21 protein-coding genes and 7 riboswitches are annotated in these 21,887 nt (G+C 58.6%); of the genes, 9 read left to right on the plus strand and 12 right to left on the minus strand.

Annotated elements, in window-relative coordinates; all coding sequences use genetic code 11:
- The first annotated feature begins 36 nt into the window (after positions 1-36).
- Positions 37-96, plus strand: a riboswitch (Fluoride riboswitch).
- Positions 97-298: 202 nt separating this feature from the next.
- Complete coding sequence (locus tag KHC23_RS22630; RefSeq protein WP_213375976.1) at positions 299-622, plus strand: hypothetical protein; 324 nt, start codon at positions 299-301, stop codon at positions 620-622.
- 776 nt (positions 623-1,398) lie between these two features.
- Positions 1,399-1,459, minus strand: a riboswitch (Fluoride riboswitch).
- 74 nt (positions 1,460-1,533) lie between these two features.
- Here the strand turns inward: KHC23_RS22630 and KHC23_RS22635 are convergent.
- Positions 1,534-2,217 carry an RNA pyrophosphohydrolase gene (locus KHC23_RS22635; protein WP_246544885.1) on the minus strand — a complete coding sequence of 228 codons (684 nt, stop codon included), beginning with the start codon at positions 2,215-2,217 and terminating at the stop codon, positions 1,534-1,536.
- A 216-nt stretch (positions 2,218-2,433) separates the two neighbouring features.
- On the opposite strand from KHC23_RS22635, the gene KHC23_RS22640 reads away from it, so the two are divergent.
- The 4 genes from KHC23_RS22640 to KHC23_RS24590 all read left to right on the plus strand — a co-directional run bounded on the left by KHC23_RS22640 (position 2,434) and on the right by KHC23_RS24590 (position 5,475).
- Positions 2,434-3,009, plus strand: a complete 576-nt coding sequence (locus KHC23_RS22640; RefSeq protein ID WP_213376022.1) for a Chromate resistance protein ChrB — start codon at positions 2,434-2,436, stop codon at positions 3,007-3,009.
- The gene (locus KHC23_RS22645) at positions 3,006-3,599 is read left to right on the plus strand and encodes a cation efflux transmembrane domain-containing protein (protein ID WP_213375977.1); all 594 of its coding nucleotides are present in this window, start codon (positions 3,006-3,008) and stop codon (positions 3,597-3,599) included. Before KHC23_RS22640 ends, KHC23_RS22645 begins: the two co-directional genes overlap by 4 nt.
- A gap of 37 nt (positions 3,600-3,636) precedes the next feature.
- Positions 3,637-4,608, plus strand: a complete 972-nt coding sequence (locus KHC23_RS22650; protein WP_213375978.1) for an inorganic phosphate transporter — start codon at positions 3,637-3,639, stop codon at positions 4,606-4,608.
- Positions 4,609-4,979: 371 nt separating this feature from the next.
- Positions 4,980-5,044, plus strand: a riboswitch (Fluoride riboswitch).
- Between the two features lie 53 nt (positions 5,045-5,097).
- Positions 5,098-5,475 (plus strand): DUF190 domain-containing protein, encoded by a 378-nt coding sequence (locus KHC23_RS24590; protein ID WP_213375979.1) that lies wholly within the window; start codon positions 5,098-5,100, stop codon positions 5,473-5,475.
- 154 nt (positions 5,476-5,629) lie between these two features.
- Here the strand turns inward: KHC23_RS24590 and KHC23_RS22660 are convergent, their stop codons facing one another.
- The 9 genes from KHC23_RS22660 to KHC23_RS22700 all read right to left on the minus strand — a co-directional run bounded on the left by KHC23_RS22660 (position 5,630) and on the right by KHC23_RS22700 (position 16,659).
- Complete coding sequence (locus tag KHC23_RS22660; RefSeq protein WP_213375980.1) at positions 5,630-7,477, minus strand: DUF190 domain-containing protein; 1,848 nt, start codon at positions 7,475-7,477, stop codon at positions 5,630-5,632.
- A gap of 90 nt (positions 7,478-7,567) precedes the next feature.
- Positions 7,568-7,646, minus strand: a riboswitch (Fluoride riboswitch).
- Between the two features lie 170 nt (positions 7,647-7,816).
- On the minus strand, positions 7,817-9,304 hold the full coding sequence (locus tag KHC23_RS22665) for a MutS-related protein (protein WP_213375981.1): 1,488 nt from the start codon (positions 9,302-9,304) through the stop codon (positions 7,817-7,819).
- Positions 9,301-10,926: a MutS-related protein gene (locus KHC23_RS22670; protein WP_213375982.1), complete on the minus strand. Its 1,626-nt coding sequence runs from the start codon at positions 10,924-10,926 to the stop codon at positions 9,301-9,303. Before KHC23_RS22670 ends, KHC23_RS22665 begins: the two co-directional genes overlap by 4 nt.
- The gene (locus KHC23_RS22675) at positions 10,923-12,644 is read right to left on the minus strand and encodes a dynamin family protein (protein WP_213375983.1); all 1,722 of its coding nucleotides are present in this window, start codon (positions 12,642-12,644) and stop codon (positions 10,923-10,925) included. Before KHC23_RS22675 ends, KHC23_RS22670 begins: the two co-directional genes overlap by 4 nt.
- A gap of 357 nt (positions 12,645-13,001) precedes the next feature.
- On the minus strand, positions 13,002-13,703 hold the full coding sequence (locus tag KHC23_RS22680; protein WP_213375984.1) for an acid phosphatase: 702 nt from the start codon (positions 13,701-13,703) through the stop codon (positions 13,002-13,004).
- Between the two features lie 117 nt (positions 13,704-13,820).
- The gene (locus KHC23_RS22685; RefSeq protein ID WP_213375985.1) at positions 13,821-14,462 is read right to left on the minus strand and encodes a dual specificity protein phosphatase family protein; all 642 of its coding nucleotides are present in this window, start codon (positions 14,460-14,462) and stop codon (positions 13,821-13,823) included.
- Positions 14,459-15,670: an MFS transporter gene (locus KHC23_RS22690; protein ID WP_213375986.1), complete on the minus strand. Its 1,212-nt coding sequence runs from the start codon at positions 15,668-15,670 to the stop codon at positions 14,459-14,461. Before KHC23_RS22690 ends, KHC23_RS22685 begins: the two co-directional genes overlap by 4 nt.
- A gap of 8 nt (positions 15,671-15,678) precedes the next feature.
- Entirely contained in the window at positions 15,679-15,885 is a 207-nt protein-coding gene (locus KHC23_RS22695; RefSeq protein ID WP_213375987.1) for a hypothetical protein, read from the minus strand.
- Between the two features lie 9 nt (positions 15,886-15,894).
- A complete protein-coding gene (locus KHC23_RS22700; protein WP_213375988.1) occupies positions 15,895-16,659 on the minus strand; it encodes a COG4280 domain-containing protein in 765 nt (254 codons plus the stop codon).
- A gap of 169 nt (positions 16,660-16,828) precedes the next feature.
- Here KHC23_RS22700 and KHC23_RS22705 point away from each other — a divergent pair, with 169 nt between their 5' ends.
- Positions 16,829-17,614, plus strand: coding sequence for an undecaprenyl-diphosphate phosphatase (locus KHC23_RS22705; RefSeq protein WP_246544886.1), 786 nt, complete (start codon positions 16,829-16,831; stop codon positions 17,612-17,614).
- A gap of 39 nt (positions 17,615-17,653) precedes the next feature.
- Here the strand turns inward: KHC23_RS22705 and KHC23_RS22710 are convergent, their stop codons facing one another.
- Both KHC23_RS22710 and KHC23_RS22715 read right to left on the minus strand, forming a co-directional pair.
- The gene (locus tag KHC23_RS22710) at positions 17,654-18,574 is read right to left on the minus strand and encodes a MurR/RpiR family transcriptional regulator (protein ID WP_213375989.1); all 921 of its coding nucleotides are present in this window, start codon (positions 18,572-18,574) and stop codon (positions 17,654-17,656) included.
- A gap of 143 nt (positions 18,575-18,717) precedes the next feature.
- Positions 18,718-20,052: an SAM-dependent methyltransferase gene (locus tag KHC23_RS22715; protein WP_271188711.1), complete on the minus strand. Its 1,335-nt coding sequence runs from the start codon at positions 20,050-20,052 to the stop codon at positions 18,718-18,720.
- Positions 20,053-20,117: 65 nt separating this feature from the next.
- A riboswitch (Fluoride riboswitch) is annotated at positions 20,118-20,182 on the minus strand.
- 120 nt (positions 20,183-20,302) lie between these two features.
- Positions 20,303-20,363, plus strand: a riboswitch (Fluoride riboswitch).
- A gap of 157 nt (positions 20,364-20,520) precedes the next feature.
- Between KHC23_RS22715 and KHC23_RS22720 the strand changes: the two genes are divergently transcribed.
- The 3 genes from KHC23_RS22720 to KHC23_RS22730 are packed head-to-tail and all read left to right on the plus strand — an operon-like array spanning position 20,521 to position 21,797.
- On the plus strand, positions 20,521-20,862 hold the full coding sequence (locus tag KHC23_RS22720) for a hypothetical protein (protein WP_213375990.1): 342 nt from the start codon (positions 20,521-20,523) through the stop codon (positions 20,860-20,862).
- Positions 20,859-21,515, plus strand: coding sequence for a histidine phosphatase family protein (locus KHC23_RS22725; RefSeq protein WP_213375991.1), 657 nt, complete (start codon positions 20,859-20,861; stop codon positions 21,513-21,515). The genes KHC23_RS22720 and KHC23_RS22725 overlap by 4 nt, the downstream gene beginning before the upstream one ends.
- Positions 21,516-21,536: 21 nt before the next feature.
- Positions 21,537-21,797 carry a hypothetical protein gene (locus tag KHC23_RS22730; RefSeq protein ID WP_213375992.1) on the plus strand — a complete coding sequence of 87 codons (261 nt, stop codon included), beginning with the start codon at positions 21,537-21,539 and terminating at the stop codon, positions 21,795-21,797.
- Between the two features lie 24 nt (positions 21,798-21,821).
- Positions 21,822-21,883: riboswitch (Fluoride riboswitch) on the plus strand.
- Positions 21,884-21,887: the final 4 nt, after the last annotated feature.

Consider the following 21,887-nt stretch of genomic DNA (forward strand, 5'->3'; position numbering starts at 1 on the left):
ATCGGGATTTTCTGATGTGCGCGAAAGTGGTACAATAAAATGGATGGGGATGGAGTCCCCCGAAACTGCCTAGCGGCTGATGACTCCTACTGCGACAGCAGATTGCGCTGGTCGTGGTGGGAGTTTGCTCACACCCCACGCCGGCACGTAGAAGCGTGGAGGACACGATGAGAGTGTTGTGTGAGGTCTTGATCCGATGCGGCATCCTCGGTGTGATAATTGTTTTTTGGCATAGGAGGTCGCAGGCGGCTGACGTGCCAGTGATCGCCAAGCAGGCGCGCAAGCGATAGCCACCGACATGCAGGCATTCTTGCGTGCGGCCGGGGTACGTAGGGGCGCCAGGGTCTTTGCTGCAAGCGTCGCGGTTTTTACGGGCATTCAGATTGCGGGATACGGGACAGAATCCGCGGCGCTTGATTTGGCCTGCGCGCTCATACTCGTCGGGATGGCGGGCGTTTTTCATTTCCAATTCATGGATGGTATCGCGCGTCTCGACAAGCAATCTAGATTAACCGCCGTGGATCAGGGACAGGGTAAGGTCGCTGTCGCCATTACCGGCACATGCGCGTTTTTGTTTTCGGCGTTGAGCATGGTCATGCTTGTGCGATTACTCGCCCGCTAGAGGGACGATCGGCTGACCGACGCTTTAGCGATCGTCGGCCTCTTTAGAGAGGCATCGCACTTTATGGCCGGTTTGCCCCGCTATGTTTCGATCGGTGCCGGCCTGATGGGTTTCTTTTGGTCGGCTGCCACTGTGCGTTATGTTACCTATGGCGGAGATGATGTCGCGCTTATCTCCGGGCTTCTGGGTCTATCGTGTGTTCTGAGCATGTGCCTGATTGCGCGATGGCGAAGCTCCGACCGCTCCGAATGAAGTCCCAGTACCGGCTTCTTCGACAAATCTGTTTGGCGATTCAGTCGGGTGCCCCTGCCATTATGCGCGGGTTTGAAACTCGATATATGCGGCGATCGCGGCGGTGACGAGAACCACCATTAGCATCGGAGATATATGAAAAGCCGTAATGAGGGCTGTTCCGAACACGAAACCGAGCGCCATTGACAGGAAGGCACTCGACGGTGGGCGTTCCACGGCGTGCTCACGCACCGGCGTAGGTGGTTGCCAGCTGATAATGACGCCCGACGGAAAACCGGAGATAGGATCCCGCTTTTTTGGCAGGGAGCAAGCCGGCCTCGCCCCGCTTGGAACGTACTATTGATGAGAGACCGCGGTGGAAGCGACGGGTCGTGCATCTTTCGTACTGACCGGGGCCTTTGGCATCCGGGGTGACGGGGCTGAGGCAACGGAAGCTCACCGCCGGAATGTCTGGACCGCTGGTCACGAGATACATAAAAACCCGCCTTCCGGCGGGTTTGCAACAGAAGCTCCCACCGCGATCAGTCGCAGTAGGAGTCATCAGCCTTTCGGCATTTGATGGGAGACTCCATTCCCGTTGCGAACGTTAGCATGAAGAGGCGCTTAATCAAGCCGTTGCATAATGCATAAGCGACATGTCGAAACACGGCAGCCGGCAATCAGTATTTATCAGCAGAAGCGTCGGCCGGCAGATAAGACGCAAATTCTTTCAGGACGTTCCGGTAGAGCTGCCGTTTGAAAGGCACGATCAGATCAATTAGTTGATCGGCGGGCACCCATTTCCATTTAGAAAACTCGGGATGTTCAGTCGCAACATTTATCTCGGCATCTATTCCTCGAAATCGCATGAGAAACCATTTCTGCTTCTGCCCGCGCCATGCGCCTTTCGGAAGGCGTTCTAGCAGTTCGGCCGGAAGCTCGTAGTGCAGCCATGCCTCCGTTGCGACAACCACATCGACGTTGGACGTTCCGATCTCCTCACGTAGTTCGCGCAGCGCGGCGGTCCGGGGGCTTTCGCCGCTTTCGATCCCGCCCTGCGGCATTTGCCACGCATCGACGGTTACGTCGATTCGTTGGCCGACAAAAACCTGGCCGTCATTGTTGACCAGCATAATGCCGACACCACGCCGGAGAAGGGGAGTTTCCACCTCTGAAGGTCGATCCTTTGGCGGATTGTCATTGGTCGATCGGCGCTGATTTTTCATATCTGCCGAGGTGCGCTCCAGCATTTCGCGCAATTCTCGCTCGTCGATGCAGTCAGCCTGCATGATCAAACGGATCATCGGGTCGGCCATAAGATCGTGAAAATTTAGGCCCGTATCGTCTGAGTATTTGCCGCTCATGGCTCTATCCCGCCCTCAGCGAGCTCCAAGAATGGCTCGCATTCACTCGATGGCAGGAGTCATCAGCGCTTTCGGCGGTCAAAGGGGGAATCCATCCCCGCTGAACACGATAACGCAATTCGAGCCATGGGCAACAGGGGAAGTGGCGGTCGTGCCAAATATTTTGATCGGGCAATCCGCTTGAATTGTTACCATGGTTACATTAGTTTTCGGGTCATGGTTTCACCGTCTTGGCTTCTCCTCAGTTATAAAGTCCCGCCCGAGCCCGCCGCCAAGCGGATCGCGTTGTGGCGGAAATTGAAGGGTATGGGCGCGGTTTATCTGCAGAACGGTGTCTGTTTGTTGCCCAAGACCGACGACCATCTGCGCCGCCTGAAAGTGCTGGAGAATGACGTCGACGAAATGGGCGGGGAATCGGTCCTGCTGGAAACCGTCGGGCTTGATCGCGGTCAAGAGGACAAAGTCATCAGTCGATTTACGGCTGATCGAGACGAGGCTTACCGCGAGTTTATCGCCAAATGTGCGGATTTCGAAGCGGAGATCGACAAGGAAACCAAGGCGGAGCATTTCACCTATGCCGAGCTCGAGGAAAATGACGAAGACCTCGAGAAGCTGAAGGGCTGGCTCGCCAAAATCCGCAAGCTCGACTTCTATGAAGCTCCCGTTTCCTCCGAGGCCGATGCGCGGCTGCAGCATTGCGCATCTTTGCTCGAGACATACGCCAAGCGCGTGTTCGACGCCCACGAGGAGAACCGAACCCACACTCCACGCGACCCTAAGGGCGGCTCATGAGCCGCGACGAAAGCCTGCGACGGGCCACTGCGATCGTTGCCGCATTGAATCTTGCGTATTTCGGCGTGGAATTCGCCGTCGCCCTCGCGATCGGCGCCGTCTCGCTTCTCGCTGACAGCGCCGACTTTCTCGAAGATGCAGCGGTCAATATCCTTATCTTGGCAGCGCTTGGATGGAGCGCCGGACGCCGAGCCAAAATCGGCATGCTTCTATCTGGAATCCTCCTCGCGCCTGGGATCGCCTTTGCCTGGACGCTGTGGGAAAAGTTCAATGCGCCTGCCGCTCCGGCCGCCATATCGCTGAGCCTGACAGGCGCTGGTGCGCTGGTGGTCAACTTGCTTTGCGCGATCCTGCTGGCGCGATTCCGTAGCGACGCCGGGAGCCTGACGCGCGCTGCTTTTCTCTCCGCCCGGAACGACGCCCTCGCCAATATCGCGATCGTTGCCGCGGGTGTCGTGACGCTGCGATATCCCTCGGTTTGGCCAGACGTCATCGTCGGCTTCGGGATCGCTTTTATGAATCTCAACGCAGCACGGGTGGTCTTGGCGACCGCACGCGCAGAGCATCGCTTGGGCGTGGCGCAGTCCTGAGCAGTGAACACGTAGTCTCATTATTGGATTAAGTTGGATGGACCAGTTTCTTACAGCCGGCATGTTAATTTCGGGCTTGTTTTTCGGATGGACCATCGGCTCGCACTATACCGGGGCAACCATGGGCATGGCCTATGGCACTGGTCTGATCAAGAGCCGAACGGTGGCGACGATCCTGATCGCTGTCTTCGTGCTGATTGGCGCCACCTTCGACAGTTCCCATGTCGTTTCGACCGTCGGAACAGGGATCATTCGAGCGCAGGATCTGACGCCGCTCGGCGCGATGGTGATGATGTTGACGGCCGCGCTGGTGACGGCCGCCAACACCTGGATGAAATGGCCTGTCTCGACGTCCCAACTCGCGTGCTTCTCGGTCGTTGGCGCGGCGCTCGCCATGGGCGTCCCTATCTTCTGGGGCACAACCGTCGTGTTGCTCTTTGTCACGTGGATAGGCACGCCGATAGCGAGTGGCTTACTCGGCTTCGCCTTCACGCGCATTGCAGACGGCGTCAGCCAAAATTATGGGGAACGTGCCGAAAGAGGGCTTCGCTGGCTCCTGCTGGCAGCCTCTTGTTATGCGGCTTATACGCTTGGGGCCAACAACACCGGCAATGCCGTGGGCGTGTTTTATGGCTTGCACAAGATGAGCCAAATGCAGGCGGGCTTCGTGGGCGGTATTGTCATGGCGATCGGTGCCTTGACGTGGGGTCGGCCGATCCTTGACAAGGTCGGAAAAGGTCTCGTGGACCTCGACACCAATATGGGCGTCGGTGCAAAACTTGCGCAAAGCATCACGGCTCACACGGCTGCATGGTGCGGCTATCCCACCTCGATGAACCAGGCGCTGCTCGGCGGCATGGCGGGCGCGACCGGCGCGCGGGGGCGTGAGCCAATCAGCTGGAAGGCCGTCAAAGAGATCGCTTTTTCTTGGTTTTTCACGCCGCTTCTGGCCGGCGTCGTGTCATTCTTGCTTTACACGGCGCTGTCGTGGGTTCTCCAGGTGCGCTGATGTCGCATTCGGGCTGCCCGATAGCGGATGGTATCCCTCACCATGATCACCCTTTAGCCTGGATCGCGACCGGAGCGATTATCCCGGTCGAATTTGCGAGCAATTGCGCAGTTCGACGGTTCTTTGGAGATCGTCGCCTGTATCGGTTCGCTCTACGCCTCTGATCGTTCTGATCTGGCTTGCCGCGGGCAGACAAACAATGAGGGCGTCGCGCATCTCTGTCGTCCGACGCGATCCCCGCGCATCGCACATTCTGAAAAATGGCCTCCCCTGCGGGGTTGAAGCACCCTTCAAACTGGCGCTGGTTCCAGCAATCCGCCGCCCAAACTCCGCAAACTTTCGATTGACGGCGTCCTCGGACAAATAGATATTTGCAGCTTGGGGATGGAGCTCCCCTGAACCGAACCGCCTTATGGCTGATGGCTCCTACTCTGGTCAACGCGGTCGGGACCCTGCGTCCTCGCCGCAAAACCGGGTTGGGCGGTGCAGGTGAGCATAGAGCAAGATCCTCGGTTTCCATCAAGCACACGATCTCAAGTTAAGATCGCTCACCGCCGTTCTGTCTCGCTGAAGATCGTGGTCCTTCCCGAGGCGCGGTATGGTCATCATTCCGCAAGCGCGGCCATTCTGCAGGCAGCTCATGATCTGCATCTGTCGCAACCGATCGTGACCGGCGTGACCCGTGGCTATCGCCGGCTTATCGCGCGGTTTCTGGGCATTGAGGACGCCACGCCGGTGACCGTGGAAGTGATCGATTCCCGAGACAAACTCGAGGCCCTCGCAAGGAAGGTCCGCTGCATGTTGCCCGCCGCAATGATCAGCTGGGAAGCCATTGAGCAATGGGTTCCCCTGGAGGTGATAGAATGAGGCGGCCGCGGTCTTCTCGGCAGATTCAAATCGCCGATAAATACCGCCGCTCACCGACAATCCCATATCTCGGGTGATGGCGCGCTAAGCGCTGAAGCAGAAGGTTAGAATGGAAGTGTTGCCGGGCAACACCTCCATGTATCGAAGCCCGGCGTCACCCGATGCGGCGTTCTTCCTTTTTGAGCAGCGGCTCTCCGAGAGTCGTCTCCTCGACGAGAGAGTCTCCTTCCTGGTCAATGCTCCAGTGTTCTAGATGCTTGAAGATGATGACCTTGTCGTGAAGCAATGCTCCATGCCGGCGCACAAAGCTCTCAAGATCCGGCCGATGGCCAATGATTTCTACACACATGGTCAGTTCCGGATTTGCTATCTCGCTGGAATGGTCCTGAACGCGACCATGGTTGCTATAGCCATAATGCGTGTGATGGGCGACAGCATTCATCAGGCCGTCCTTTTTGGCTTCCAAAACCAGTTCTCGGTAGAGCGGGCGGGAGCTCCACAAGGCGCGAACGCCCTTGTTCGGCATCCGATCACGCGGCTTCAAGTAAATCCGCACCATGCCGACATCGCTCGCAGTCAAATTATGCGTAGGCTTCATTTCATAGACCTTGTTAGAGAGAGAGGAAGACTCGCCTGCCAGTCGCTTGCGCGCGCGGCTTTCGAGATGGTTGACGACCGGCCCCGGCCGGCCGATCGCGCGGACGTCGCGCAGTGCGACGTCCGGAGGGATGAAATCGAAGTTCGTTTTCGGGACGCCGAGTCGTTGCGACAGGTAGATCCCGGAATGTCCACTGAAGGCGTAAGCAATGAAACACGCCGTCGCGATGTAGACCGTGTTGTCGGCGCCAAATAGCTCGATGCCCATGATTGTACAGGCGAGCGGCGTATTCGACGCGCCGGCGAACACCGCCACGAAGCCGAGACCCGCCATGAGATCAACAGGAGCCCCGAGCAGGTGCGCAAGGGCGTTGCCGAGCGCTGCACCGATGAAGAAAAGGGGGGTGACTTCTCCGCCCTTGAAACCTGCGCTTAGCGTGACGACCGTAAACACGAATTTCCACAGCCAACTCCACAGATCCGTACGTGTGGGATCGAAAAAGCCCGCAATGGTTGGATCAGCGGGGTTCGCCGACCACACGCCAAGGCCGAGATAGACGCGCGTGCCGAGGACATAAACAAGGGCAATAACAAGCAGGCCTCCGACGACCGGCCGCAGGGGAGCGAAGGATACGAGCCTTTTCAGGATCGACTGGGCACCATGGGAGGCTTCGGCGAAGAGTTGGCTGATCAACCCGAACGCGATCGCCGCTAAAGCAACCTTGGCGAACAGTACGATATCCAAATGGAAGTTGGGCAGGCCAGCGCCGAACCCGAGACTGTAGTGGGTATGTTGAATGCCCCACAGCTGACAAATCCAGTCGCCGGTCACGGCGGCGATCAAACAGGGGATTAAGGCCTCATATTGAATGCGACCGACGGTCAACACTTCCAACGCGAACACAGCGCCGGCAATTGGCGTACCGAACACGGCTCCGAAGCCGGCTGCGATACCCGCCATCAACATCAGACGAACCTCATCCGTATCGAGGCGAAGAGCCTTTCCAAATGCGCTTGCCAAACTCCCGCCGAGCTGGACCGCCGTGCCTTCGCGTCCTGCCGAGCCGCCAAATAGATGCGTGACGATAGTTGACAGGAAGATGAGGGGCGCCATCCGCAGCGGCACGCCTGCGCCAGGCTCGTGGATTTGCTCCACGATGAGATTATTGCCGCCTTCGGTGGAGCGTCCGACCCAATGGTAGAGGAGACCGACAGCAAGGCCCGCGAAGGGGAGCCCGAAGAGCAGCCAAGGGTAATCGAAGCGAGCCTTCGTGGCGGCGTCGAGGGCCCAAAGGAACAAGGCGCAAATCGTCCCGACGACCGACGCCATCGGGACGACGAAGATCAGCCACCTAGCCAGGACGGAAAATTGAGACAGACGGCTCGACAACGTGCTGAACAACATTCAGGGCTCCGAATACAGGCGGAGCTCTCAATCTGTCAGCAATCCCGAATGAGATAGCAGCAGGTACGACTCCTCACCTGCAAAAAACTGCAGCGAGTAGGAGTCATCAGCCTCTCAAAGAAGCGGTTCGACCCGGGAGGGTCTGGCAGATTCCATTGCCGGGAGCGCACTTACCGCAGCGCAACAAGTGCTGTCAATGCCACCGAACGACCAAAATTCAGACACCGTCGCCCAATCTCCGCGCAGGTCAACAGCGGTCGCGGCTACGCGTTTTTGCCGATCATGTCGGATGCCTCACTCGGGGAGGAGGCGGCTGGCCCGTTCGGAGATGTTTGCTCGCTAAGCGCCAAAGATCCGCTCGTAAAGGTCGGCTCCAAAGCTACTCGGCAATGGCTTCGCCTCACGCAGCTGAAAGCTCCGCGCACCTCCCTCGCCGCGATCGGCTCGAAGGAATACCGTCCGATCGTCGTCAAGAAACGACCGCGAAAACTCGTACATGTGGGAGACGAAGAACACCGTGACATTGTTTTCGAGCAGCGCTGACGTGATTTGCCGCGCGATTTCCGCACCCTCTCGCTCATGAGTGGCCGCGAACGACTCGTTGAACAGGACCAACGCAGAGCGATGTATTTTCTCCGCAATCTCATTCATACGCACGAGCTCTTCATCGAACTTGCCGCTGCGCATGTTGCGATCCTCTTCCCGCTTGTAATGCGAGAACAGGCCGGAATGGAGTGAAGCCGAAAGCTCGTCCGCCGTGACGAACAAGCCGCATTGCAACATCAATTGGGCGAGCCCAACACTGCGCAGGAATGTTGACTTGCCGCCGCGGTTGGCTCCGGTGATAACGATCAGCGGCTTGCCGTCGGCGTTCACATCGTTTCCCACCACCGGGCGGCCCATGGTCAGCGCCAGGGAAACGTCGCGCAGGTTTCGACAACGAAAGCGGGCTTGAGCCTCGATCGGCTCCGGAAAGGAAAGCGGTTCGCCGATCTGATCGAGGCGGTCCTTGAGATTGAGACACGCGAGATAGAATGCGAGTTCCGCGCGCAACGTCTTGATGAAGCTTAAGACATGCTCGGCCGATTGGTAGATCGCGTCGGAGATCAGGCTGAGACCGCGGCCCTGCAATTCGCCGAAGGCTTGGGCGCCTGCCTCATCGCGGGGGTGAAGCTGATATGTAAAGCTCGGCGCGCCTGGCGTGAGAATACAGCGTATCCAGCTGAGATCGCGCGGCTGCGGCTTCCGCAGCATCGTGCCGAACGCCTTGCCGCCATCTCCCACCTGCGCACTCAAGAGAAGTCCGTGTCGGAACGTGAGATTGTTGAGGTCGGCGCGAGCTGCCTCCAGGTAGGTATCGTCCAGGTCCTCCTCGAGTGTGGCAAAGAACTGCCGAAACCCTGCTGACTTGAATCGATCGGCATTGAAAATGCAGGTATCGCGCAGCCGGCCGAGCACGTCGAGGCAACTCTGCAGCGTGCGAACGCCGCTGCCGACCATCGAGGAGGCGTCCCGCCCATAGAGACTGAAATTCCAGCTGTGATCTCGGCTGAACGGCTCGATTGCAAGCGCATAGAATTGCCGGACGATAGCCGCGTTTGCAATACAATCCTTGAGAACCTCTTGCCGATAGCGGACAGTTGCGATGTCGTTGGACCACGCGTGCGCACAAGCTGCAGCCATGATGTCATAAAGATAGCGGTCTCCACCAGCGGCGGCGGTCAGCAGCACATTGAGCTCAAGATCCTGTGCGTAGGGGATTGGCGCCTTTGGCGACGGCGGCTCTGCGTCGAAATCACGATCCGGATGCATCAAGAAGGTCTTCATGGCTGGACCCTCTTGCGAAGCTGCTCATATGTCACACCACGCTTTTGCGCCAGCGAGAGCGCATAGGCGAGACCATCGGCGGGCTTGCGCACGATCTCGAAGGTCCGGCGCGCCGGATCATCGGGATCGACGGTGCTGACCATGCTCACCGTCTTCTCGCTCAACGTCGATAGCCCGTCGATGAAAGTGACGCAGACGCCGATCGCGTCCGCAGCTAGAAACTGCTGCAGCACCCTGGTGCTGAGGAAGACCTGGTCGTCGAGGCTCGTCGAATTGAAGATCTCATTGAGGACGATCACGCTGTCCGGCGTCATGATCTTGCAGCTCTCATGCAATCTAACCAGCTCGTCCTCAAGCTTGCCCCGCAAATTTGTAATGTTCTCTTCGCGTTCGAAATGCGTGAAGATTCGATCAGGCAAAAACAAGCGTGCAGCGGTCCCGGGCACCGGGCAGCCGAGACCGGCGAGGAAGTGCAGTTGGCCGAACATGCGGGCGAAGGTCGTCTTGCCGCCCTGGTTCGGGCCGGAGACGACCAGGAGACGCTCCCCTCCGGAAAGCCGGAAACCGTTGCGCACAACGGTGCCCTTTTCCAGAACCAGCTTTCCGGCGAGCGCCAGATCAAAGCTGTTTTCCACCTCAGTTTCCTTGGATGAAACCGAGACCGCGGGGTGGCAAAACGGTAGGCCGGTACGCTTGAGCGGTTCAATGTAATCGAGATAGGCGACGTAAAATCCAATCTCGCGATCAAACCGCGCAATGGCCTCGTCGATGAACCCACCGTGCCGCGCTACATAGTCGTCGAGACGACGAAACTGCTCTGGGAAAAGACGACTGACGAACTCGAGGATTGCTTCCTCGATGTGATTGAGCGAGAACTCGTCTTTGGGTTTGCGTGGCGCAGGCGCCTCGATCTCGGTTTCCCTAAACTTGGCAAAGCGCTCAAGAATCGTCGCGGTGTAATCCGGCTCGAACGCATATTTGCGTACGGTGACCTTATCGCCGCGAAACAGGGTGCCGTAGCTCAGCTTCGACAAAGCTTCCCGCAGTTCGGCCGTTTCCTTCGAAAGTTGGCCGAATGCGCCGGAACGAACGTATGTATCGAGATAGCCGAGCAGGTTTCTCAATCCCAGCGACCGGGGCGCGACCGATTGCAGATCGCGCAAAAGCTCATCTACACTCTCGCAATACAGCCTGACGGCCCGCAGGAACACGGTGTGCTTATGGCTGCGGTAGGAGATTTTCTGCGCATAGTCGAGATTGCCGCGCACAGACCGCATCGCCTCGCAAAATGCCGGAAACAGCTTAAACACGTCAGGCTTTTCAAGATCTGCGAATACTGATTGCCGGTAGCGAACAATTTCCTCGTGCCGGCAGGGGGAGTAGAAGATTGGCCGCAAGACTCCTTCATCGCGCTTGGCCACGACGGCCGCGACCACCTGATCGAGATTCAGATCAACGAAGCACTCTGGCTCGTCGGCGCGGTCCGTCTGCAGCGCCTCAAGGCCGGGCGGATACAGGATGCTGGCGAAGGCTGACGCCGGTGCGGGCGTTACCTGTTTCACGCTGGCACCACTTGTGGCCGCGGGGGGCGGGCGCGCGATGTCGTGGGCTTGCTCAGTCATGGCCGATCCCCTGCAACGCGACGCCGCGTACGATGCGAGGCAGGCGGGGAGACAACGGTCTGTCCGGCCGCGAAGTTCACGTTCCGGCGCCCGGCAACGAGAGCGAGTGCACGCAGCGACGCGCTTTGCTCTTCCTTCGTCTGCAGCTGGCGGCGCGTTGCGCTTTGTTTGAGAGTGAACCGGCGCATGTCCTCCGCGGTGCGCTCCAATGTCAGAGCTTGTTGATTCAGGAGGGCGCGCAGGACGTCGGGGTTGTCGATCGAATTCGCCACGGCCGCCAAATGCGGCAGGCAAAGCGCGGAGAGCGTCTGCGTGCCGGTCGCATCGCCAGAACGCAGCCGATCCGATACGTCCGCGACGGCGCGGAGCTCTGCCTTGTCGGACACCGCACACATTGGACACGCGCCGCGGGACGGCAGCAAAGCCTCGACCGCCGATCGCATTTCAGTTTCACCGGCCAGGGCACCGCTGCGAAGCGAGGCCGCCACCCGCTCCAGGAGGGGCGGGTAACCAGAACAGGTTCCAAATGGAGATGCGAGCTCCTGGTACTCGGCCGTGTGATAGCAGCAAAATCCGGAGCGCGCTGCAAAGTCGGCCTGACAATCGCGGTCCGTCGCGAGCTCGTACTGGAATCGAGCAAGAAAGTCCCAGCCTCGCGCATCGACCGCGGCGCAGATCTCACAAGACCGAAGCTGCGCCAGATTGAAACGCTCGGTGGCTGCCGCGCCACGCTCCGGTGGCTTGTCTGCCGCGACCGTGTCACGATACTTGGCAGTCAGCGCTTGCGCCTGCTGCCGCAATCCCGTCGACTCCTCGAAAGGCGGCAGGTCATCGACCAGGTCTTCCAAGCGCGCGCACATGCGGGACAGGAAAGCCGTTCTTTTTTTCTCGAGCAAAAAGCCGACGAGCGCGTTTTCGAGAGGAGGAAGGCCACTTGCGACGAGACCATGAGAGTCACCCGAAAGCTTCGCCGCGAGGCCGTCGCGCGCGGACACCGCAAACACTTCCACCGGCGGCCGCCCCTCCAGTCCCAAAAGGTGGTCCCGGACAAAGGCCACGGCCTGCTCCCTTTCCGGCCGCGTGGCGAGGTCCTGCTTGTTCAAAGCAACAAAGACGGGCAAATCGCTATTGGAAGCGCGCGTGAAGAAGGCGAGTTCTTCTTCCGTGAGCGGGCTCTCGAAGCTCGTGACGAGCAAAAGGGCGTCTGCTTCGGGCAAGAAAGCATTCGTCGTTGCGGTGTTTTCCGCGATGACGGATCCGAGGCCAGGCGTGTCTACAAAGTAAAACCCACGCCGAAGGATTTCGGCCGGCAATTCAATGTTCGCTGTCGCGATGCTGCGGCTATTTCCCGGGTTGCCTTCCTGAGTGACGTATGCAGGCAACTTCGCCAAAGGGATTTCGCTGTCGAGGCGGCTTTGCTGATATTTGATGATGACCTTCTCGGTCGTCCCGTAGGAAACCGTCGTGATGACAGAGGTCAACGGCACGATGCCTGTCGGCAAACGGTCCAGGCCGAGGATTGCATTCATCAGGGAGGATTTGCCGCGGTTGAATCGCCCAGCGACAACAAGGTTGAAGCGATCCTCGGCCAGCCGCGCCAAGAGGTCCTGCAGGCGATCATGGAGCGCTCGGTTTTCTGCCGTGAGTTTGAGTGTGATGATCGTCTGCAGCAGGTCCGATAGTTCGAATTTGGCGCGCTCGTAGCCCGCGAGGTTCATTGCTTGAACTCCATGTCAACGGCTACTGCCGCTGGCCCGCCCGGGGGCCAATGGAAGGCAAGCAGTATCGAGCCGTTGCCCGAAACGGTCGGGAAACGGACGGTAAACGAAAGGGAAAACACGGACGTGGGAGCGCGGGCGACTGTCATATGCTGATCCTGCCTCGGCGCCGTTAATTGGCGCGCGGTGTGAATGGCAGGAGTCATCAGCAGACAGGGCGTAAGAGGGGACTCCATCCCTATTGGAAAAATAGGGTAGACGTTGACCGACGTCAATGAACCTTCGCGTCGCGCGCGGGGAATATGCGACGGAACCGGGGCGCTGGGTCCGAGCGATCGGCCGACGGCTGGCCCCTCTCTAGCGAATGTATGAGTGCAGAAAATTCCGCAATTCTGCCTTCGCCTCCTCAAAATCGCGGAGAAAGTTCGTGTTGCGGAACAATTGGACCGCGATCGCGGTCGCTGCGAGCCGGCCGGCTTCTATATCAGTGGGATAATGGACACCGGCGAGGATTCGACTTGTCCCGTACTCTCGACCCCTGGCAAAGAGGGCGTCGGATTTTTCCGGAACCATATCGGCAAGGATCATCAAATTTAGATATCCCTGAAGAGCGTGGGAGCTTGGGTAGGACCAGGAGCTTGGTTGTTCGCCGACCGGATGGACGTCGGGGTGTGTCACGAATGGCCGAGGGCGCCGCCACGAGGTTTTCGTGGCTGTGAGGATTGATCTCGCATCGTCATCACATCGTTCGAGAAACTTTGCGGTTTTCGGGACGCGGGCAGCGGTAAAGTTCGGACCGAGAGTATCCAACACCTGTCGTGAAATCGAAAACTCGTAATCGGCTATTGCGCGTGTGGATTGTTCAGTAGTTCGTGTTCGCTGCGCCTCCAATACTTCCGCTAAGTCTTTTTGGTCCTCCGCCGAACCGGGTGTCGGCGGCGGGGCAAGGATTCTAGACAACGGAACATCTTGCGGCCCGACGTAGTGCGCTTCAGTTGCTAGACCAGGAACCGATGCGACGAGCAGGCATATAAACGCGACAAATACGACGCGGACCATGACCAACGTTTTTCCTCCGACTTCAAACACCGCAGCGTTGAGTAGGCTTCGAAACCGAACAACTGAAGGCCGTATAAGCGAGTTGTTTATTCGGCTGTCCATTTTGGGAGACGGGCGCTAATGCTTAAGCTTTTTTTTTCTCGTTGAGGCCGTCTCTTCACCCGCTTCCGGAGTGCTTTGCGATCTGGAATATCCTATAGACGGTTCGAGCGCTTTAAGTGTGCGGTCCATCGCGTACTCAGCAATGAAGGGCAGAGAAAAATGCCCATAGCGGATCGAAAGCTGAGCTTCCGCTTCCGCCTCAGCCGAATTTTTGATCGCCGCCAGATAGAGCGCCGATGCCAAACCGCTTCGATCGGCGCCCGCTTGGCAATGGATCAGGATCGGTTTCTTGGCGTCCTTCATCAGCGCAATTAGCTCCGCCGCTTTCGTGGCCGTCAATTCACGCCGGGCCGATATCCCAAAATTGAGATGGGCAACATTCAGCCGATTTGCCTCTACCAACTCGGCATCGTACCAGGCGCGGCCAGTGTTATCGCCGCGCAAATTGATGATGGTCTTGATGCCGTACGTCTGGACATAATCGGCGATCTGCGCTGGGCTCAATTGCCCTGACCGATAGAATTCCCCCGCAACCACGGTGTTGAAATTCCCGGTGAGTTGAAGTGCGCCCAAATACGCGCCGCCCATCGCGAGGACGCCTAAGAGACCGATGCCGACCCTGCGAATGAGGAGTCTCAATTTAAAGTGGACTGTCATTGAAGTGCTGCTCTGTTGTAATGGCGTCCGACCCAGATGAAGATCGGCACGGCCGCAAGTTGGGCGACGACGCAAAACGCGATCGTCACCGGGATAGATGTATCGTAGAGAATGCCAATCGCCGCGCTTCCCAGGAACCAGAACACCCCATAGCCGGCGGTAAACAGGCCGAATGCAGAGGCTCTTCGATGCACCGGCACCATCGGCGCCACCGCAGCGGGTATGATGGACTCGTGAACGCCGATCCCCATGCCCCAAATCGCCGCGCCGATCAGAGCTGTCCAGAAGCCGCCAAGAAAGACGAGCGGTGCAAATAGAGCTGCAACGACCGTGAGACCGATGAGAACATTAAAGCCGTAGCGGTCGAAAAGACGCCCAAACAGCAGTGATCCGCTGCCGCTGACCGCCATCGCCACGGCGTAGAAGATCGCAATCCAGTCGCTCGGTACAACATGAGTCTTGCCGAAATGATAGGCGATCAACGGATAATCGGCGAAGCCCGCGGCAACCAAGGCCGCGCCGCCGAGATAGACCCAGAATATCCGGGGCAATCCCTCGCCACTGACGTTTGGCGGCGAGCTTTCCAGGTCCTGCGGTCGTGGATAGAGCCAGCGCGCGAGCCCAACGAAAGCAAGGTTGATCAATGCCGGCACCAGCATGACGGCGAAGGCTTCATGGTAGCTGCCACGGTGGGCGAGGATGAAGGCTATGAGCAGCGGGCCGAACATGGCGCCGAACTGATCCATGGCCTCGTGGATGCCGAAGACCAGGCCATAGCCGCCGACCTGTTTGCCTGCGTGCGACAGCATCACGTCGCGGGGCGGATTCCGGATGGCCTTGCCGACCCGCTCTAGGATGATCAGTGCTGCCGCTTGCGGCCAGTTCTGCGTGAGGGCAAGGGCTGGCACCGCCGCCATCTGCACGACATAGCCGAAAATTGTGATCGGCCAGAACTTCCCCGTCGCATCGGCCCATCGCCCGGAGACGAGCCTGAGGCCATATCCGAGCAACTCGCCGAAGCCCGTGACGATGCCGACGACGGTTGCGGTTGCGCCGAAAGCCTCAAGGTATGGCCCGAGAATGCTGCGTGAGCCTTCATAGGTGAAATCCGCGAAGAAGCTCAGAATACCGATCAGTAAGACGAATCGAACCGCAATCCGGCGAGTCGCCGGATCGACAGGAAGCGTCTGCGAGCGATCAGCTGCCAATCCTGCTCCTATTGCCGAGCTCGTCGTGTGACGCTTTCAATCAGGATCGCCACAAGCCCGCCGAAGAGAACCACCCCACTCCATCGAATGTCTGCGAGAATATGTACGGAGAGGAACCATGTGATTCCAAGCCAGACAATGATCGCAATCGCGAAACTGCCGTCGTCCACGAACAGGCCGAAGACTTCCTCTAAGATTGTTCTGAGCCACCGCATCAACAACTCCTATCTGTCGGCGAGCGACGCGCGCGCTGTCGCACGGCTGCGGCACAGTTGAATGGACAGTAGCGCGAAGACTAAGAATCCAAGCGTCAAGCCAAGAATCGACCAGTCATCGCCAGGCCAACTCAGCCCCATTCCCTCGCCAACCCAGAAGGCGCCGAACGCGGACAGCAACACGCCGACGATGAATTTGAGCGTGTTTTCTGGAACCGTCGACAACGGTTTGTGGACCACGACACCAAGGACGACGACCAGGAGGAGGGCCGCCACCGCGCCGACACTCGCCGGAATCAGGAGGCCGACGCCACCGGCGCCGACAGCAATCACGATGAAAATGACTTCAAGGCCTTCGAGCATGGTGATCTTGAAAGACGTCGCAATCGCTACCGTGTCCCAGCCACGGCCGATACCGCCCTGGCGTCTTAGCGATTCCGTTTCCTTTGCGTAAGCAGTCTCCTCGTCGTGCAGAGGGATCACGCCGGCGGACCGGAGGATTGCTTTACGCAACCACCGCATGCCGAACAGGAGGAGAAGACCTCCGACCACGAGTTGGACCTCTCCGAGCGGAATCTTGGTGAGTGCGGGACCCAAAGCTAGAACAATCAGGAGCAGCAGTCCCAGCGCGCTCCCGGTACCGATCAGCGCCCCGCGCCAACCGCGAACAGTCCCCACGGCGAGGACAACGGTCAGCGCTTCCACGAACTCGACAAGCGATGCCAGAAAGGCGGCAAGCATGGTCGGCCACGCGTGAGTCCAATCCACGATCATTTGCCTCTCCACGGGTCGCGCGGTATCGGTAGTTTACACTACGTTATTTCCGCAATTGTTGTAGCAATTACGACAGACGTGGTCAATTGAGTCGCTCGCCCGCAAGACGCGAGTGCGCATGGAACGCCCAACAGCAACTGGGACATGTCAGCCCGATGGCAGGAGCACAATGATAGATTGGACCGCCATCGTCCTCGGCATCATCGAGGGAATTACGGAATTTCTGCCGATTTCTAGCACCGGGCATCTTTTGATTGCCGAGCACTGGCTAGGGGGGCGTTCCGATACGTTCAATATCGTTATTCAAGACGGTGCGATGTTGGCGGTGACGATCATCTATTGGCGACGACTCACCACCCTCGTGGTCGGCTGGCAAGAACCGGAAAATCGCGCCTACATCGGCAAGTTAGCCGTCGCTTTCCTGATTACGGTTGTGCTCGGTTTCGTCGCCAAAAAGCTTGGTGTCGCCCTGCCGGAAACGCTGGCGCCCGTCGTATGGGCGCTGATCATTGGCGGGTTTTGGATGATCGCGGCAGAATGGTTCGCCGCACGACAAAAGGATCGGCCTGAAGTGAGCTGGACGGTTGCGATCGTGGTCGGAGTAGCGCAGATCGTCGCCGGCATCTTTCCGGGAACGTCGCGTTCGGGAGCAACCATCTTCGCCGCTATGCTGGCCGGCACCAGCAACCGCCCCGCCGCCACCGAGTTCGCGTTCCTGGTCGGCATTCCGACCATGTACGCGGCGAGCGCCTATGAGCTCTACAGCCAGTTCAAACAAGGTGGCGGACATGAAGATTGGGGGGCGCTGGCCACGGCCTTTGTCGTATCAGCCGTCACCGCCTTCATCACGGTCAAATGGCTGCTCGGCTATATCAAGTCGCATCGATACACGGCGTTTGCGGTCTACCGGATTCTCTTGGGCGCCGGACTCTTGGGGCTGGCCATCATGAAATGACCGGGGTTCCACCGGATATCGCGGACGATCGACCAAGCGCTATTTAGCGGCTCCTGGCCTGGAGGTTGGACGCGCGCGCTTTCTGGTCCCAGTCGGCACATCAAACGATTCTCCGGCAACGACCTTTCGCAACGCATTAAGCGATTCGAGACTGCGAACCGTCGCTTTTGGGTTCTTTGCGGCAATTCCGACAAGTATCGCCTCGATAAGACCGAGCGTCGCCGTGTGCATGCTCAGCATGCCAGCTCGTCCACGCGCAACCGGCAGGATCAAATCGACCCGTCCACGAAGCTTGGCAGCTAGGCTATCTGTCAAGAGCAGCTTTTTGATCCGATGACGATCGGACTCATCTAAGAGCACCGCCAGTTCGCGGTAGACATGGGTATAGGCCATGGCAACCAAGACATCTCCCGCACGGAGTTGTCGCAGATCATCCGCAAATAGAAGACCCGTGCGGGTTATACAATGCGCGTCGATGCCAAACCGGCCGAGCTGTGTCGCAAAATACGTTGCGATCGCGCTTGATGGTCCGATTCCGAAAATCACGATGCGCTTCGCAGACGCCATGAGTTTCACGGCCGTTCGAAACATTTCAGGAGTGATGTCGCGACGCAGGTTTTCGATAGCGTCACGATGAACATCCAGGGTGACATTGAATGCTGCATGCAAATCATCGCCGACTTCCCGCAATGTCTCCGTCAGTCGGTTTGCGATCGTCAGGCTTTGTTTCAGCTCTGCGGCAAGGAGACGACGGAGCTCATCCATTCCCTCGAAACCAAGGGACTTGACTGTTCGCACCACCGTCGCGTCGCTTGTCTCCGCTTTGGCGGCTAAGGATGCCGCCGAGGCAACGAGAACTTCCTCCCGAGCATCAAGCAAAACCCGCGCGACACGCTGTTCGGCTGGGCTCATAGCGTCCAAATGAGCGGCGACTCGATCTTCGAATTTTGAAAATGACATTCGTTGGCCCCGCGACCGCTTGTCGCGTTTGTGACAACGATGCCCTATATCCGTAATGAACGCCACCAGCCAAGTAGGCGGTCGCCGAATGCTGCTCCCTCCACGTACTGGGGATTTGCGGGTCGCCCGGCGCTACGACGCCTCTACTTGGCAGCCCTCGCATTCGCTGGCAGACGCCCGGCAGGGTCATCGCTGATGCCTGGCGGGAGGCTCGCCAAGCTTGACTTCGAGCGTACGACGCGATGTTCCGGCAGTTCATAGAAGGGTCTGACGTCCCGCTCGGCCTCGAACAGGTAGTCACGGGTCAGCGGCACGTCGTCAACTTCACCGGACAGCTGCATTTGGAAGACCATGAAACCGCCATAGCGGAAGCTCATCTCGCTGACGACAAGGTAGAACTCCCACATTCGGCAGAATCGATCGTCGTAAATCTTGGCTATTGCGTTTCGATGGGCCAGAAATCGTTCGCGCCACAGCCTGAGGGTGTTGGCATAGTGAAGACGTAGGACTTCGAGATCCGTGAGCCAGAAACCGGCACTCTCAAGGTGCGGAATCACTTGCGAGAGCGCTGGAATATAACCTCCTGGAAAAATATACTTCTGTATCCAATGGCTTGTGGTCGATGGCCCGTGCATTCGCCCGATGGAATGTAAAACGGCAATGCCATTCGGCGCGAGCAACTCGCGAACCCGTCCGAAGAAGTGCGCATAATTGGGAACGCCGACATGTTCGAACATGCCAACGGATACGATGCGATCGAAGGGACCCTGGACGTCGCGGTAGTCGCTGAGCTCGAACGATACCCGTTCCGACAATCCCAGTTTCTTTGCTCGCTCGCGCGCAACTTCTAGCTGCTCCTGCGAGAGAGTGATCCCAAGCACTTTGACGTCCTCTGCCTGTGCGAGCGAGAGCGCCAAACCGCCCCAACCGCACCCGATATCCAAGACGCGCTGTCCCGGCTGCAGTTGCAGTTTGGCCGCGAGATGTCGTTTCTTGGCTGTTTGAGCCGCATCAAGGGTCATATCCGGTTGAGCGAAATAGGCACACGAATATTGAAGATCGGCATCGAGAAAGAGGCGATAGAGCTCATCTGAGAGATCGTAGTGATGGGAAACGTTTCGACGCGCCAGCCTGCGGGAATTGTATTGCGTCATCAGATTGAGGAGGGGACGCCCCAAACGCAGCAGCAGCCCGTCGCGGCCGCCGGCGTAGCGCAGGATATTCTTGCCGATCAGTTCGAACAGATCCGGCAACGTCCCGCGCTCGATCCGCAGGGTCCCGTTCATATAGGCTTCGCCGAGGTAGAGATCGGGGTGCAAGGCGAGCTTCAGTGGTGTGAGTTTTCCACTCAAGCGGACGGCGACGTCAGGCCCCGTCGCAGAACCATTTGTGGGGCCGAAGCGGGACACGCGGCCGTTCGGCCATGTGACCGAAAGAGAGCCGGTTTGAATGAGTTGTTTGAGCTTTGCTTGGAGCACCGGCCGCCTCTCGTTGAGCTGCGGCCATCGCATCGCGCCTAGCAAGCACGACCCTACCGCAGACAGCTGCAGTAGGAGTCATCAGCACCGAGGCGGTTGGTAAAAGGGAGACTCCATTCCCCATCTGATCGTCGCTTGGGACGGGGCCGCCGTCAAGCCTTGTTTCGGGCAGAATTCGACGAAATGGCCAAAATTGACGGCGTAAAGAATCGTCGGGTGAGCGATTGTCTGGCGAGTGCTGGCGGCCTATATTGTCTCAGGGGATGGAGTCCCCCTTTAACCGCCATTTGGCTGATGACTCCTGCCACGTTGACCCGTGGTGGGAGTGTGTCGCCAGCAAGGTGACAGCTTTCTCTCTGGGCCGACATAACCTGGAGAGGCACCGATGCGAGCGGGACCTGCAAAATCTCTTACCGCCGAAGTCCCGGCCCGGATCGATTGTGGCGTGCCTCGCTTTTGGAGGCATGCATGACGGATTCGAATCAAAAAACGCAGGCGCCCTTGGCTGCTGGTCTTCCTGGCGCGGCAGCGATCGACCGCTTGGGCGAGCAGGTAAAAATGGGCCATCAAGCTTGGATGGAGCGCCTGCAGGAAATGCAGGCGATCGAAACTGAGTTCACCAAGGAACTGATGGCAACGCGCGATCCGAGTGCTGCTTTGAAAGTCTGTAATCGCTGGATCACCAAGCGGCTTGAGCTGCTCACCGCCGACTCCAAAGCCTTTACGGGCTTCTGGATGGATATTGTGATGGCTGCCGCCGGAGGCGCGCAGACGTCGACGCCACCCAAATCAAAAGGGGAGGAGGCGTGACGACGCTTATCCTTACCCGACATGGTCATGTCGAGGGGATCAACCCCCCTCGGTTTCGTGGTCAGCATCCGCTACCTTTGACGGAGCAAGGGTGCGCTGAGGCGAAGATGACTGCGGAGCGGATTGCATCGAAGTGGCGGCCCGTCGCGGTGCGCACGAGCCCACTCGAACGTTGTGTTGTCACCGGGCGTTTGATCGCCGAAGCCTGCGGCTTGGAGTCCATCACCAGTGATGGGCTCCAAGACCTGCATTATGGTGACTGGCAATGGAAGACACACGACGAGGTCAAGGAAAAGTGGCCCCGCCTCTATGCTGCGTGGAAGGCAACACCGCATCTTGTGCGGTTTCCGTCAGGCGAGTCGCTGCAGGATATCGTGTTGAGGGCGGCCGATGTTGTTCGAGCCATGATCGAGGGCTTTCCGGACGACACGGTCGTGTTGGTCGGCCATGATAGCGTGAATCGCGCATTGCTCTTGCAATTGCTGGATCAACCGCTCTCCGCCTACTGGAAACTCGCCCAGGATCCTTGCTGCATCAACGTGATCGAATACGACAAGGAGGCGGTTCGCGTCGTGTCCATCAACGATACAAGTCACATCAAATGGTCGGATGCTGGCGCGCCGCCGCTTGTCGTGAAGATGCGCGGCGCCTAAACGGCTTAGTGCGAGCGGTGAATGGCGGCGACCATGGATCTTTTGCCAAAGATTAAACGAATTCGACCCGACCCTTACTCGGCGGGGCGCCTTGCCTATGAGAGGGGCGAGCCGTTTGATCCAGACTTCGGTTTGCGATTTGTTGGCTGGGGAACGATTTCTGCTCAATGCTTATATGAGGCGGGCCGGCTGACGGCGGCAGGCTTCGAGGCGATTGGCGATGATGCCGGGGGGCAACGGCGAGGCTATCGAGCCGTAAAGGCGTCGCGACTTTCGGGTTGACCCGGGACGAAGGCGATCGTAAGCCACCCAAACGGGGATGGAGTACCCCCGAAACCGCCATTCCGGCTGATGACTCCTACCAAACGATAG

This window comes from Ancylobacter dichloromethanicus, assembly GCF_018390645.1.
Taxonomy (GTDB): domain Bacteria; phylum Pseudomonadota; class Alphaproteobacteria; order Rhizobiales; family Xanthobacteraceae; genus Ancylobacter; species Ancylobacter dichloromethanicus.